The organism is Marinobacterium rhizophilum DSM 18822 (genome assembly GCF_000378045.1).
Lineage (GTDB): Bacteria > Pseudomonadota > Gammaproteobacteria > Pseudomonadales > Balneatricaceae > Marinobacterium_A > Marinobacterium_A rhizophilum.
In genome coordinates, this window is sequence record NZ_KB899128.1 from 1 (window position 1) to 13,457 (window position 13,457).

A 13,457-nucleotide genomic window follows, 5' to 3' on the forward strand; every position below is an offset into this window, starting at 1 on the left:
AACTTTACCGGCGCCATGCTGCGCCACCACACCATGAAAAGCACGCAGTACATGGCCCAGTGGATAGAGGCAAAAAACAGACAGAAAGCCGATTAGCCGGGTCGCGCCGGGTTATGGAAGATGCGATTTTGTTCATAGCACCTTCTTACTATAAAAATCATAACACCGCTATAAATTACTAAAATATATACTCGGAGTCATGTCTTTTCTTTTTCTCTTCATCTAATAAGAAAAAGAAAAGACCTTCCCCCGTCTTCGCTAACAGCAAAAAGCAGACATTACGCTCACAGAAAGGCTAAAAATCATCTTTGCGCTTAAAGTGGTAGGCTTACACTTGGCCTCAAAGAGAAAATAGGGGTTCTATATCAGCCCTATCAAAAGTCTCAACCCATAGCTCGTGATCAGATAATGCTAGACCACTCTCCAGCGCAATCATGCTTGGCACAAACTTTTCTGCACTTACTTTGATCTTTGCAATATATTCAGACGGCAACTCTGGAACACCATTGAACATATCTACAAATATTTCCGGATAACATTCAATATCTAAGCTGTGATATTGATTAAGCCTTGCATTCTTGAATGTAGTGACGGCGGTCACCCGCTCTATCAATTTCGCTTTTTCTTCTACATCATCAGTGTCCCGTATCGTCGGCAGAAGAATAGTACGTTCTATCTCACTTAACTCTCGCTCTAAGTTGCGAAGATGGGCTTCAGCCATATCATGGCATAGTACTGTCGCCAAAGGCCGCAATGTTCTTGCTATGACATTTTGATCGCAACCCACATCGCTCATCATTTTTCGGACACTAATCTCGAGCAGAACTACGCTCCATCTAATTAATTTATCAATAACACCTTTCATTAAAATTACTTTTTTTTGGCCAAACAACCTCCGTCCACAAAAAACAAAACAGCACTTATAAATCGCGTTTCTAATTTCCGATTCAGTACAGTAAGCACAAGTACCCTTAGGGGGCATAGCATTAAACCCCTGGAGTGCATTCTAAACCAAAACATCCAACCCTTTTTCATCCATCCTCATTTTCATTTCACCATCTCCAAATTTTGGAGCACCTGTGATACCAGAGTCATGGCAGGCAGAGCAGTAGAAAGAATAGATAGATTCTCCGTCTCTTTCTTGTGTTACAGTATTAGACACAATTTCTTTTTCCTTTTCATCAACTCGGTCAGCTTTTCCCGATTTCTTTTCGAGATCATCACACCCACTCCAAGAAGAAATACACTCAGAATACTATTTAGCTATTCTGCAAATTCCGCTTTCACTTTTAAGGTAGCTATCGTAATGTTCAAATTCTTTCTTGTATTCTTGCAGCCTCTCATCTTTATAATCAGACAAACCTACACCAGAATTATCTCGTTCATATTCCAACGCATCTATATTTTCTTTTGCAATTGAGTATCCGCTGTATAGATCCCAACAGGCACCTTTATATGGATTTATCAAATCAATCGTTTTTTCTATTGAAACAGAAAAAATCCTACTCAACTCAGACCTAATATAAATATCACTTTTGTTTCTAGATTCCTCCTTCACATCAGCCACTTCGAAAGCTAACTGATTACAGTTATAATCACCACCCTCCATATTTTCAACTTCCCAAATATCCCCCTTCTTTACAAGCTCCGCTATCTCTTCACCACCATACCCCCCCATTCTATTTTTTGAATTCCATATGATACAAGCTCTTTTACCATTATCGCTTACAATCAAATCACCAAATCGTACTGAATCAGGGTCAATCAAATTTCTTTTAACAACATCTTTAATATCAGACTCCTCACCACAACCCACCATAAAAGAAAGCACTACAATCAATATAACTACCTGCCAAGAAAGTCTTGACAATTCCATAACAACACCTCCAGAATTCTTAAAATCCTTCCAGGATTGAAAATATAATCCTGTTCAGGAAAGTAAAGAATAATTAACACACATTTATTTTCGAAGCTGTACAAACAACCAAACACCATTCATTTTCTTTCACTGGTCTCAGAAATATCCTCCTTAACTGGCCAAAATAATGGGGGTAAGATTTTGTATAGCAGACAACTCTGGTGGGGGCCACTTCAACAGGCATGGATTGCTTAAACAAACGCAATAAACGCGGAAAAACCACCATCTTATATGGGAAAATCACAACAGGAGTAAACATCATGACCACACGAGTATTAAAAACATCGACCTGCCCCACCCTTACCGGCAGTTCGGAACTGTCCTACTGCATCGGAATTGACGAAGAGGACACCATCCAATTTCGCATCACAAACAACACCGGCGCCGGCCAGTTCAGCAAAGAATGGATTGCATACAAGGACGTAAAAGCGTGTTTACCGCAAGGCTCGATCACCTCGGTCCCACTCCGCCAACTATTCAGGGGAAAGTCGCTGAACACATCAGGCTTTCTCCTGGCCGCCCTTCTGGCTGAGCACCTCGTTGCTCCGATGACGGGCAAACGAAACCTCTACAGCCTCTGCTGTGACAATGACTTCCGCAAGGAGATGGCGGCACTGGATAAATCGGGCATAGACCTAACCACCAACGATGAGGAGAAAACCGCAAGACCATCAACCAAAGCCACCAAAGCCACCACACCGAGAGAGAGGTAGTCTGCTGGTCACCCCCACCCTTCCCTTCTAACACACTGAAAGAAAAACCTTTTCCAAAACGCCATCACGGCCAATCCAAAATACCGGCCATATACCGACCCAAAACGCACAAAAGGAGCGTCCCCATGCTTCTAACCGTCGCGGTACTCACCTTTCTGCTCTGCCTGTTCTTCGGCCCCCCGATAATAGGCCTATTTGTCCTTTTCATGGTTCTCATGACGCTGACATCCCATATCACCGCCCTCCTGGCGATCCTTGCGGTCGCTCTACTGGCAGCAGTTTTTCTACTTAATAAGAAATAGGAGATAGCCCGTGAACTATGAAGATTACATTATGGATGCCATTTATACCGTCAGCGCCTGGAATCTGTCCGACATTGAGTTTATTCAACGTATCAATGAAAAAGCATGCTTGATGGCCGGCATAGAAGAAAACATCGTGGATTTCTCTGAGCCTCCTTCGCACATTCCCCTTGATCTGAACTAACCAGAGGAAACTCTCATGCCTATCCGCACACTGGCGGAGGTCGCCGTTCGCCTGGAAGAAGCTGTTAAAGCATTATCCAGCGGAGTCGACACTCCCTCTGAACTTTATGAGCGTTACGAAATGATCGCCATCGAGATACTGGACAGTAACTTTGATTCCTTCCCCGATGGAGTTTTAGAAGAGTTTCTCAGGGACTACCTCTCGTTAAAAGAAAAGCTGCTAATTGGCCAGTAGCCACAAGCGGCATTTAAGTACCTTTCCGGTATCTTTCTGATGCCACCACCCGACGACCCGACGCTCCCCCGACCCATCCGCAGTGCCAGCAAGATCAAGCAATGGCGACGGGTCGTCAGGTCGTCGCTTCACTGCCGACTCTCTCGAAGCCGCATCGGAAACCGATATATTTTATAAATGGAAAGCATATATATTTAAATATAATTATTTAATGATAACTTAAAACTAAACATTTAAATGTAATCTCAATAATTGTACAAAAATGAACACCTTTAACTCAAAAAAATACCATCTTTTACCACCCATCCCCTGTTTAAAAGCAACCAATGTTCACGAAATAAGTGTTCATATTTTACAAGACCAACTCCGGTAACTGATCAAATTGTAGCCTGAGCTACAAGCCCGGCCATTCGATCGCCAAAGGAAAGCGCAATGCCAAGCCTGAAACAAACGTTCATAGGATCAGCTTATAGGCTGACTAAAAGACAGGTGACTCGACAGACAAGGAGGATGCTCTGCCGAGTTGCGTGCGCGGAACCAGCCGACGACCCGACGACCCGACGACCCGACGACCCGACGCCAGCCCATAGAACCCGAGGCTTTCCGGCAGGTACAACGCGACGCCGGCGTCGGGTCGCGCCAGCAAGTAGCAGGTGCCATCGCCCCGACAATCCCCTCTTACAGGCGCTCAGAGGGGCAACACACGGGCATCCCTGGAGATGCGTGCCAGTGCCTCCATTCGCTGCCACGCTGCAGGCCGGACAGGAAGTCGCCCATCCTTTTCGTGACCACCACGCCGCTACTGACGGAGTCTGCAGCGGAACGATTGACCACGACCAGCATTGCACCAAGCAACATCAACCAGCGCTGCCCTTACGTGACGCATCGGAAGTGCTCCCGCCTTCTGAGTGTGCTTGTACGGCCATCAGTGGCCTTCCAGGCGGGCGACAGCGGAAGTAGTCAGAGAGACAGGAGCCGCAGATGCAGGCGATTACGTGAAGGGAAATGGAAAGAAAAAGGCAGAGCGGCATTTATGGACCGCTCTGCTTGCACGTTGGCAAAGTGAGGTAACCCCGGCCGTTTACGCTACCTGACGACCACCTAGCACACGAAGATGGCGAGTACTACCATTATTCGTCGGCTTTGCTACGGGGGTGGTAACATCACCTATCAGGGCGTACACGTAGTACTTTGCCGTGTTTTTCCCGAGACAGACCAGAGGCAGATCCCCTACCTCAACCGCCATATAGAACAGGTCACCGACTCTTTGCGGGCTAAGCCTTTTGAGCACCTTTTTGTACGCAACGGTTCCGATGATATTCCGGGCTTCCATTACGTCGCCTGGCCGCCAATACCGAATACCCACCAACGCGGCCGCTACGATAAACTCCTGAATCTCTGCTTCACCAGACCTTAGCTGCTTGATCATCCGTCCAACCTCGTAAGAGCCATATTTTTTAGTACTACCAATTGCAAACCATTCAAAAAATGTTGGCTTCGTCGAACACCTCCTCTGCTTGATTTTGATCGATTCGTATCGTGATCTGCCGGGCCTTGCCGCGAGTTGACTCAATATGTATTCCCTGCGTCGCCAAACTTGCTTTCAGCCCCGGAAGACGCCGCCCCAGAGCTGTGGGGTTTTTGGGCCATTCTCGACTGTATACGGTGCCCTGAGACACCATTGCATTGAGCTCATTGAGGAAGTCCGCGGGGGAACCAGTCCACTGACCGCGAATACGTTTGACGGCAAACTCGATGATTGCGGCGGCAAGGGTGTTATCCATCAGCGTATCAAGCTGTGACTGGCGCAATGATTCGCTGTAGGCCAACTGAAGCACCCCTGCGGGCAGGTTTTCGGCTGCCTCGAATGCGGCCAGCCAACGGCAGAAGTCGATCATTCGCTCCGGGTTCGCCGGCTCGACACTTGGCAGATGATTGAAGATCTTTGATATCAAGTTGAGTAGATACCTGAATATTTCCGGATGATGCTGTTCAAACAATTCCATCATCTCTGACTCAGACCGATACTTCGCGCCGTCAATTCTGCTCAGCCGTATCGTCAGACAACGTTGTGCGAGATCAGATTGCGCAACAAGGCTGTGTATCCCGTTGAAGATACAAGCACCATGAAGGTTTTTGGTGGAAAGCGCGCCATCCGTATACAAGGCCCTGGTACTAACGGTGCCCCCAGTCGACGCCATACAGAGAAGATCGGACATTTGCGACTTGATTGACCGCATATTATCGATACAGACAACGTGACTACTCCCCATAAACAGTGCCAAGTCTTCAGCTTTACTCGGGAATGCCTGAATCCCAACGCGGTTGGGGTCAACCAGCAGTGACAGAACGCGTGTCAGGAACGACTTACCTGTCCCCTGATCCCCGGATACGACGAGAAACACATACTTGCTGCCGTTTACCTTCGGGTGCGCCATCGTGTACGTCACCCAAGCGAGAATGAACTGATAATCCAGATCCGAAACATTCAGAATCGCCCGAAGGGCCTTGTCTGACCCGTTTTCGGCGGGCACAGGCAAAGCACTCGAAATTGGCGATGGGCAGAACAGCACCTCAGAGGGGTTTTCCAGGATCTCGACGTTCCCGGCTGTGACTCTCACACGTGTAAACTGCTGATCCCCTAGGTAGAGTTCGATGCCACCCGAAACAGGCGCTACCCGGTGATATACCGGAAGCCGAGGCGCACTCTCCTCACCGTAAGCAACAATGTCCTCCACCAGCTCGTTCAGTCCATTGCGTCTCAGCTGGAGGCCCTGCCTCACGGCCACTGTGCGTAGGAAGTTCACCCCCCGCGTCGACTTCACGGGCTCCGCACGCCGATGGAGCCCCTCGGGGATGATGCAGCAGACACGCCCTGCTTGATCAATTATCAGCGTTAGCCCCTCGATGATCGCCATTGGTGACGAAGGGTTGTGCAACGGGACCAGTTGACCACTCAACACCCCAGGCAGCTTGGCGGGGGTAGGCGGCGGCAAATCAACAGGCGTATGCGCACGAGGAACACTCGGAATCAGTGTCGACCCAGGCGGTGAAGGCGCAGGCGTACTCGGCCCGGCATGATCGGAGGCTGGTTTCTGATTGAGCGCCGAGCCTTTGATTTTCGACATGTCGAATCTCGGCATCGCACCTGATTGATCTGTCCTTGTTGGTTTCTTTCCTGGGTTTGCCATAAACATCCTCTGGACTGCATGAAAATTGAACGCAGAGCGAACTCAGCGGCACCCGAGAACGACATTAGTTTCACTCAAGATAAAAATCACCTCCATTCCACTCTGCATCTCGTCTGCACGCCACTTCGCAAGCAGACATTTCGGTTCTACCCCTACTCAGCGGCCTTGGCAAGCACGAATTTCCCGGACTGATGGCACCAGCAAAAAATACCGTAACTAAGCGTTTTAACTAAGAAAAATATTTTTCCCTTGCGGAAGCGCGTAAACCTTAGTCGAAAAATTTTGTAAGGCTGGAGCGCTTTAACAAGCAAACGTACGAGCGGCAAAGCTGCCCGATGGCACTGATCGCACTGATCGCACGAGGCAATGATCAGCAATCAAAAACCCACGTATAATGAATTATATTCATACACACCATCAACCACATCGAAGGAGGTGCCCATGCCCGTCGTCCAACTCACCCAACAGTTCATCAGGGGACACTTGCTCTGCCCTGAAACAAAGCCGCGGATCGAATACTGCGACAAGGCCGTTCCTGGCCTCTACGTCGAGGTTCGCCGGTCCGCACCCCGCCAGGGGACCTACTACCTGAGGTACAAGAACCCCGCCGGCAAGACTGCTCATCAACGCTTGGCACGGACGTCAGACATTTCCCTGTCGGTAGCCCGCAAGAGAGCCCGCACCCTCAAGAGCGAAATAGCCCTGGGCAGCGACCCCAAGGAGGAAGCACAACAGCAACCCGAAACCATCACCTTTGAAACCTTCCTGAAGGAGAAGTACCTACCGCACGCAGCACGCCATAAACGCTCCTACCGCTTCGACCTCAGCATGTCGAAGCTCCGACTGATCCCCAAGTTCGGCCACATCCAGCTGGCGCTGCTGACTCGCCAACAAATTCAAGCATTCCATACCGACCTGCAAGATGAAGGACTCGCGCCCGCCACCTGCGACCATCATCTGAAGCTGATGCGGCACGCTTTGAACCTGGCCGTCGACTGGGAACTACTGGAGAAAAATCCGGCCGAACGCATCCAACTATTTCATCCCGACAATCGTGTTGAACGGCTTTTGAGCGACAGCGAACTGAGTTGTTTATTGAAAGTGCTGCGAACCGATGAGAACCGAGTGGTTTGCCTGGTGGCTATCTTCCTACTGAGTACAGGTGCTCGACTGAACGAGGCGCTACAAGCCAAGTGGTCACAGGTCGACAAGACAAACCAAATCTGGAGGATTCCCGCGAGCAACAGCAAGTCAAAGCGGATACGCTCAGTACCACTGAATGCCAGCGCACTGAGCGTTCTCCAAAATCTAGGAACGGAGGGGAGAAACGACTACCTATTCGTCAGCTCCACGACCGGCGAACGAATGACAACCATCCACAAAGTCTGGGACCGCCTCCGGACGAAGGCTGGATTACCGCACTTACGGCTGCACGACCTTCGCCACCAGTATGCGTCCTTCCTGGTGAACGACGGTCGCACGCTCTATGAAGTTCAGCAGATTCTGGGGCATTCCAGCCCGACAGTGACCCAGCGCTACGCCCACCTCTCGACAAAAGCCCTGCAGGAGGCCGCCGACAGCGCATCCCTCCAAATCGGGGCCGTTTCGTCGGAGGACCACGCCGAGCCCCGGCACCACCCCGAGTCGACCCAGAGTGACCACCTCTGAGCAAAACAAGGGCCAGGGATGGCTCCCCTACTGCCCGCCCCGACCGCGCCACCTCGGGCTACTCTGGAGCCCGCTGGAAACTTGCGTGTCTTTGGAGGGATCGTTTGCGTGCAGTGGGCTACATTACCTTATGCCGCATACCACTTACCCGTATTGACCAAAAAAAAAGACACCACTTTCGACTCGTCTACAATCTTCAATATTCAGCCCCCCCTTTAGTTCTTAAACAAAAAGCCATACTTCGGCCACCACCTCCAATAAAGGAAGGAATCACTATGGACTTCATCATTATATTTATTATCACAGGTATAATAGCTGCAGTGCTGATAGCCAATTCTGATAAGATCATCACTTCAAAACGCCAAGATGAAAACAAAGAAGAGAAAGAAATCGAATACCAAGCAGAACGCAAAGACGAAACAACAGTAGCCACTACGACACCACGGAAGACTAAGCACTCGTCACTCCCTGGTCTTTTCCAAGCAGCCGCTTGGATTTCGCTTGCAGCGTGTGGGATTATGAGCGCCATAATCATCTCCGAGCTAGTATTTACTGGCTTTTCCATTCTATTTGCAGGAGGAATAAGCTGCTTGCTATTTCTCGGAATTGGAAGAGTAATTGAACTTCTTGAGATAATAGCCGAGGCGAGAAGCACTGAACAATAGATATGGCCTTTCGTCGCGAAAAACCTCATGTTTTACAGTCGTTCGGGGTTCGGTTGGCGCCTTGCCTTCTGTTTAAAGACTCCGCGTCAAATCGAACTTCTGACCGACCCGAAGGGGTTCGGAAAAGGTTCGGTAAGCTGTTGTTGACCATATAAGCAGGAGTACAATCTCTAGTGACTAGAGCAGGCCGTCGGGATTCACCAGTAGACTGTAATCTATTGGTCGCTGGTTCGAGTCCAGCTCGAGGAGCCATCCTGAAGTAGAAAGTCGGAGTGTAGCGCAGTCTGGTAGCGCATCTGGTTTGGGACCAGAGGGTCGGGGGTTCGAATCCCTCCACTCCGACCATCTTCTTGTTTTATCTCTCCCCTGGACCACCCTTTTGAATTAAGTCCTCATCCGGGTTGGTTGATTCAACATGAATGTCGAAAAGTCGAACCTGAAAAAGTGGGATTCAAACGGCAAACGGCAAACGGCATCCGCTCCGGCTCGCTTTTGTACGCTCCCTACAAGAAAGTCAGCATATTGCGCACCAACAGGCGTATTTTTCCGGAGCCAAATAAAACCACCGCAGCAACTTGCGCAAATGCGTTGGCAACGCTGATGCCCCGACCGTGGCGAAGTGTTGTCCAGTTTCGGCATCGAGCCGATCCCAGTCGATAACCGCCGTCAGGCACACCAGTGGAAGTACCGGTTTGACGATATCTTCCAGGCGCGGTTTGAACATATCGCTCTGCGGTTCGCGGTGCTTCTTCTTGGGCTCCATAATTCGACGATTCTGCAACTTTTGGGGCTGTCAGGCGTAAAAACAACGGATTTATTCGCTTGAAGCACAGTATAGTCCAATAAAAATCAATGGGTTGTGAGTTTTTCAGGGTCGACCAATTACTCGACGGTGCGATCTGGGTGTTGGAGGTTGAGCGCTACGACAAGGGTAGCCGGCTGTTGAAGTTGACCCCGAAGTAGTCCCTGGGCGGGGCGCTCCCCGGCGGCTCAGGTGGCGGGCTTGGCTTTGATACCGAAGTAGAACGCATTTGCCGGTGCTACGATGACGCTCATCCAGCTGGCGATCTGAACGGCGGAGAGAATATCGGCCATGACTGTCGCCCCGGTGGTGAAATGCGCCCTGGACACCATGTACAGGATCCAGCCGTTGAACACGGCGGCGCAGGCCATGGCCAGCCAGAACCGAAAGCGCTCGGCGCCGTCGGATTTGGCGGGTTTAAAGGGCTTTGCGTACCAGAAAGCGAGGATGCCGGCCAGGTAGCTTCCATAAATGGTGAACAGGGGCTTCATAGCGTCCAGCCGGTCCTCCTGCAGGAGCACCAACATATCCAGCCCGTCGATACTCACGGTTTTACCGATGTACAGCTCCACCACCAGCATGGCCAGCACGAATGAGCCTATCCACAGACAGGTCAGCGTTGCACGTTCTACCACGTCAGTGAGTCCCGTCCGGGGGAATGTCCAGGTACGCGCGCATGCCGCTTTGGATCAGCCCCATGAAAAATTTGCTCGAATAGTCCGCGGACTCGAAGGGCCTGAAATCCCCCCCAAGGCCCTTGTGGTATAGCTTTGAGGCCAGGTCCAGCCTGAACTCGTTGGGGAGGATCTTGTAGCGCCCCTCGTACTCGATGGCATAAATCCGGTTGTTTGGAATGGCCTGGTCGGGGTATTCCTCGTTATGTCGGGTAATGATCGCGTCCGGCAGCTCGGTTCTTCCCGTTTTCCAGGTTTGCTCCGGCTGGATGAGCGTTTCCAGGTCGATCGGCGGCTCGACAATGCTCATCTCCAGGGCCTGCAACGATTCCAGCAGGGCCCGGGTAACGACGGCCCCTTCCTCACCGTGCCTCAGCGGTACAAATCCCACCCGCGGTTGGCCGGCCACGCCCAGCCCGCGGTAGTAAAAGGGGATGGAGAATTCGTCCTCGCCAGCAGCGGGGCCTCCCCCGACGTTCGGGGTATCCGAACAGCCGGCAAAAATCATCACGACAAAGGCTGCAAACCCCAGGGCAAGAAAACGCATTTGAAGGAATCTAGCCACTCATTATCTCCCTGTAGAGATCTTCAAGGTTCTGTCTTCGTTCCTCCGGGTCCGGGTGGCTGCATGCGGCGACACCTTCCGTTGTGAACCCGGAAAGATTGAACGTGTACTTGAAAAAGTCCTGGTACCCCAGGCTGTTTTCGATCTTGGCGGACCAGAGCGGAAACGCGAATGCTCCCGGGTTGTTTTTCCGGATATGCAGTATCTGCACCAGCATGGCGTACAGGTCCGCCTCGGACTCCATGTTGTGGAATTCCTCACAGTCATCGTCGTCCATGCCGCGCATGGCGTCCAGGTGTCCCAGTACGGCGTGGCCATACTCGTGTGCAAGCAGGAAGGTCATCGGGGGGAAATAGTGCTCCTCGACGGCGGTGGAGTCGCTGGCCATATCGGTCATGGTAAACCAGCTGCCATCCATGTCGTCGTCCGATAATCCTTCAAAGACGTCACCAATCATGGTTTGCCCCCGCGTGTTGTCGACGGTCTCCTTGATCTCCAGGAATTCCCGGATGATGTCCGCCTCGGTGGTGTCGTCCCCGGCGAACCGCCGGGACATGAAGTTGCCGCCTCCCACGCTGCTATCGGTGAGCCCGGCGATGAGGGCGGTGCGGTAAAAAGCCTGGGCGATTTTTACGTCAATCGTGATTTCCCCGGAGGGGTCGATCTGGGATATGGGTTGTCCCTCGTTGAGCAGGACAAGCCAGGCATCAAAATTCTCCTTCACGTCCCGCTGGAACAGTTGGGAGAGGTCCTCGTGCTGCTCTGTATTGGCCTTCTGTACCCCGGCGAGGAAAATCTCAAGCACCTCCTGAATTTGTTTCACCTGCTTTCGCTTCAGCTCGGGGAGCGCGTCGAGGTCATCAGGGACGCCGTCGGGGTAGAACATGTCCGCGCTGCGGAAGATGAAGGAATCCTGCATCGCCTTTTTCATTTCGCCGGAGGACTGGCCCTCGACGGTGATGCAGGCCGCCAGGCCCAGGGTGGACGCGAGTAGGCCAATCATAGCCGTCACCCGCAAGGCGCCGGCGTCGTTCACACATTCACGTCCCTTCATTGATGCTCTCCTGCAACGGTCCGAGTATAGGCAAAATAAATGCGCTATCGCATCCAATCAACGGCCGATCGGAAGGGGCTTGGAATAGCCTTTCTCTTCCCTCGTCTGGTACCAGTTTGAGTATAGCCAGAATAAATGCCCGATCGTTCCAATCGCCGGAAAGGTCAAGTGGCATCTTTACATTTCTCATGTTGTTATAGCTGTCCAGTACCTCTGGAACATGCGAACAAGTCCCTCAGCATGAGACAATCTGCGCCCTGACGTAACGAGAGCTTTCCATGGATCACCAGCTATCGTTCGCTGACAGCGAGTTCACCAGCAAGCGCCGCCAGACCCGTAAAGAGAAGTTTCTCGGCCGTATGGAGAAGCTGGTTCTGGGCCCGCGTGGTAGTGGTGATAGAGCCTTACTGCCCCAGATTGGCAACGGTCTCCGGGGCTTTACCCCTTTTCACGGACGGATTTAAGACGGCGGTGAACTTCCCCCAACACGTGCTGACCCACCTCAGCCTCAATGGGGGTCTGCTCAGAAGAGTCCAACCTGATTCTCCCCCCTGAGGGTCACGAACAAGCATGTTGCTTACGTTAGTATCGCTTTCATCATGAGAAACCTATCAATGCCAACGAATTGACACCCTGCCCCTAATAACTTTTTGCACAAGTACGTTCTCTACAGCCGCCTCTGTATCCTTAGCCATGAACGTTGATAGCCCCCGCCAATCATCAATGTCTGGCAATCGTAACCCTGAACCTTGAACCGGGGTGACGGGGGTGACGGGGGTGGAGCCGACCGGGTACGACTGGCCACCAACCTGACTCGCGTCGGGGCATTTTGGAGCCAGGGATGGCTCCCCTACTACCAACCCCAAAAACTCCGTCCCGTGCCACTTTGGGGCCAAGTCGGCAGCGCCACCCAGTCGGCCACTAGCGCCCACCGTTGTGCCTCCCCCTTAGCCGCAAAAATCATGCTTTAAAGTCCCCCCACCCTTCATAAAACCACTGATCGGTTTTCTAGCAGTTCTGCGTTCGGTCGGCCCAAATCCAAGGGAGTGCTAAACGTCGAATCTGTCGAACTTGCCACCGATCTTTCTTGGTTCGGTGTTTGGTCGGCATGTACAATTAGCCCTATGTTTTTCACATAAAGACTTTTGACTCAAAGGGTTGCGGGGAGAAATCTGGAAGTATCCAGTAGACTGTTAATCTATTGGTCGCTGGTTCGAGTCCAGCTCGGGGAGCCAACTACAATAGTAAGTGCAGTACCCGTCGGAGTGTAGCGCAGCTTGGTAGCGCATCTGGTTTGGGACCAGAGGGTCGTAGGTTCGAATCCTATCACTCCGACCACTTTCTTTCCCCCCCTCGCAAAAAATCAGTTACATCGCATTAACGTGTGATTTGTCACTGCACTAAACCCTTCGTAAAACCTTTCCCACTACACACCTTCTCCATAGCGACATTATTTTCTACTGTAACACCGGACACGGTAGCTATCC

The 13,457-nt window shown here is 51.4% G+C and carries 14 protein-coding genes and 2 tRNA genes; 7 read left to right on the forward strand and 9 right to left on the reverse strand.

The window, feature by feature from the left end:
- Window positions 1-340 precede the first annotated feature (340 nt).
- From F451_RS28165 to F451_RS0123855, 3 genes are all read right to left on the reverse strand, one after another.
- Window positions 341-865: a hypothetical protein gene (locus tag F451_RS28165; protein ID WP_020683939.1), complete on the reverse strand. Its 525-nt coding sequence runs from the start codon at window positions 863-865 to the stop codon at window positions 341-343.
- 141 nt (window positions 866-1,006) lie between these two features.
- On the reverse strand, window positions 1,007-1,162 hold the full coding sequence (locus tag F451_RS28255) for a hypothetical protein (RefSeq protein ID WP_205624071.1): 156 nt from the start codon (window positions 1,160-1,162) through the stop codon (window positions 1,007-1,009).
- 93 nt (window positions 1,163-1,255) lie between these two features.
- A complete protein-coding gene (locus F451_RS0123855; protein ID WP_156826619.1) occupies window positions 1,256-1,876 on the reverse strand; it encodes a hypothetical protein in 621 nt (206 codons plus the stop codon).
- Window positions 1,877-2,178: 302 nt separating this feature from the next.
- Between F451_RS0123855 and F451_RS26440 the strand changes: the two genes are divergently transcribed.
- The 3 genes from F451_RS26440 to F451_RS0123875 all read left to right on the forward strand — a co-directional run bounded on the left by F451_RS26440 (window position 2,179) and on the right by F451_RS0123875 (window position 3,351).
- Complete coding sequence (locus F451_RS26440; RefSeq protein WP_020683941.1) at window positions 2,179-2,631, forward strand: hypothetical protein; 453 nt, start codon at window positions 2,179-2,181, stop codon at window positions 2,629-2,631.
- A 312-nt stretch (window positions 2,632-2,943) separates the two neighbouring features.
- Entirely contained in the window at window positions 2,944-3,117 is a 174-nt protein-coding gene (locus F451_RS27980) for a hypothetical protein (RefSeq protein WP_020683943.1), read from the forward strand.
- A 15-nt stretch (window positions 3,118-3,132) separates the two neighbouring features.
- Complete coding sequence (locus tag F451_RS0123875; protein ID WP_020683944.1) at window positions 3,133-3,351, forward strand: hypothetical protein; 219 nt, start codon at window positions 3,133-3,135, stop codon at window positions 3,349-3,351.
- Between the two features lie 1,081 nt (window positions 3,352-4,432).
- Here F451_RS0123875 and F451_RS0123880 read toward each other — a convergent pair.
- Both F451_RS0123880 and F451_RS0123885 read right to left on the reverse strand, forming a co-directional pair.
- On the reverse strand, window positions 4,433-4,780 hold the full coding sequence (locus F451_RS0123880) for a hypothetical protein (protein ID WP_020683945.1): 348 nt from the start codon (window positions 4,778-4,780) through the stop codon (window positions 4,433-4,435).
- Window positions 4,781-4,832: 52 nt separating this feature from the next.
- The gene (locus F451_RS0123885) at window positions 4,833-6,479 is read right to left on the reverse strand and encodes a hypothetical protein (protein ID WP_156826620.1); all 1,647 of its coding nucleotides are present in this window, start codon (window positions 6,477-6,479) and stop codon (window positions 4,833-4,835) included.
- A 504-nt stretch (window positions 6,480-6,983) separates the two neighbouring features.
- On the opposite strand from F451_RS0123885, the gene F451_RS0123890 reads away from it, so the two are divergent.
- The 3 genes from F451_RS0123890 (at window position 6,984) to F451_RS0123900 (ending at window position 9,220) form a co-directional block, all read left to right on the forward strand.
- Complete coding sequence (locus tag F451_RS0123890; protein WP_020683947.1) at window positions 6,984-8,210, forward strand: site-specific integrase; 1,227 nt, start codon at window positions 6,984-6,986, stop codon at window positions 8,208-8,210.
- Between the two features lie 275 nt (window positions 8,211-8,485).
- A complete protein-coding gene (locus tag F451_RS0123895) occupies window positions 8,486-8,875 on the forward strand; it encodes a hypothetical protein (protein ID WP_020683948.1) in 390 nt (129 codons plus the stop codon).
- A 268-nt stretch (window positions 8,876-9,143) separates the two neighbouring features.
- Window positions 9,144-9,220: transfer RNA gene (locus tag F451_RS0123900), tRNA-Pro, on the forward strand.
- A gap of 169 nt (window positions 9,221-9,389) precedes the next feature.
- Here the strand turns inward: F451_RS0123900 and F451_RS0123905 are convergent.
- The 4 genes from F451_RS0123905 to F451_RS0123925 all read right to left on the reverse strand — a co-directional run bounded on the left by F451_RS0123905 (window position 9,390) and on the right by F451_RS0123925 (window position 11,970).
- On the reverse strand, window positions 9,390-9,638 hold the full coding sequence (locus F451_RS0123905; RefSeq protein ID WP_020683949.1) for a hypothetical protein: 249 nt from the start codon (window positions 9,636-9,638) through the stop codon (window positions 9,390-9,392).
- A gap of 227 nt (window positions 9,639-9,865) precedes the next feature.
- Window positions 9,866-10,312: a hypothetical protein gene (locus F451_RS0123915; protein ID WP_020683951.1), complete on the reverse strand. Its 447-nt coding sequence runs from the start codon at window positions 10,310-10,312 to the stop codon at window positions 9,866-9,868.
- Window position 10,313: 1 nt separating this feature from the next.
- Window positions 10,314-10,916, reverse strand: a complete 603-nt coding sequence (locus tag F451_RS0123920; RefSeq protein ID WP_020683952.1) for a hypothetical protein — start codon at window positions 10,914-10,916, stop codon at window positions 10,314-10,316.
- Window positions 10,909-11,970, reverse strand: a complete 1,062-nt coding sequence (locus tag F451_RS0123925; protein ID WP_020683953.1) for an ImmA/IrrE family metallo-endopeptidase — start codon at window positions 11,968-11,970, stop codon at window positions 10,909-10,911. Before F451_RS0123925 ends, F451_RS0123920 begins: the two co-directional genes overlap by 8 nt.
- A 1,261-nt stretch (window positions 11,971-13,231) precedes the next feature.
- On the opposite strand from F451_RS0123925, the gene F451_RS0123940 reads away from it, so the two are divergent.
- A tRNA-Pro gene (locus F451_RS0123940) sits at window positions 13,232-13,308 on the forward strand.
- Window positions 13,309-13,457: the final 149 nt, after the last annotated feature.

What these genes read in the sequence shown, in the direction of transcription:
- F451_RS0123905 (WP_020683949.1), bottom strand. Translation starts at nt 9,638, where the DNA reads ATGGAGCCCAAGAAGAAGCACCGCGAACCGCAGAGCGATATGTTCAAA.
- F451_RS28165 (WP_020683939.1), bottom strand. Translation starts at nt 865, where the DNA reads ATGAAAGGTGTTATTGATAAATTAATTAGATGGAGCGTAGTTCTGCTC.
- F451_RS26440 (WP_020683941.1), top strand. Translation starts at nt 2,179, where the DNA reads ATGACCACACGAGTATTAAAAACATCGACCTGCCCCACCCTTACCGGC.
- F451_RS0123895 (WP_020683948.1), top strand. Translation starts at nt 8,486, where the DNA reads ATGGACTTCATCATTATATTTATTATCACAGGTATAATAGCTGCAGTG.
- F451_RS0123890 (WP_020683947.1), top strand. Translation starts at nt 6,984, where the DNA reads ATGCCCGTCGTCCAACTCACCCAACAGTTCATCAGGGGACACTTGCTC.
- F451_RS0123855 (WP_156826619.1), bottom strand. Translation starts at nt 1,876, where the DNA reads ATGGAATTGTCAAGACTTTCTTGGCAGGTAGTTATATTGATTGTAGTG.
- F451_RS0123875 (WP_020683944.1), top strand. Translation starts at nt 3,133, where the DNA reads ATGCCTATCCGCACACTGGCGGAGGTCGCCGTTCGCCTGGAAGAAGCT.
- F451_RS0123885 (WP_156826620.1), bottom strand. Translation starts at nt 6,479, where the DNA reads ATGTCGAAAATCAAAGGCTCGGCGCTCAATCAGAAACCAGCCTCCGAT.
- F451_RS0123880 (WP_020683945.1), bottom strand. Translation starts at nt 4,780, where the DNA reads ATGATCAAGCAGCTAAGGTCTGGTGAAGCAGAGATTCAGGAGTTTATC.
- F451_RS0123925 (WP_020683953.1), bottom strand. Translation starts at nt 11,970, where the DNA reads ATGAAGGGACGTGAATGTGTGAACGACGCCGGCGCCTTGCGGGTGACG.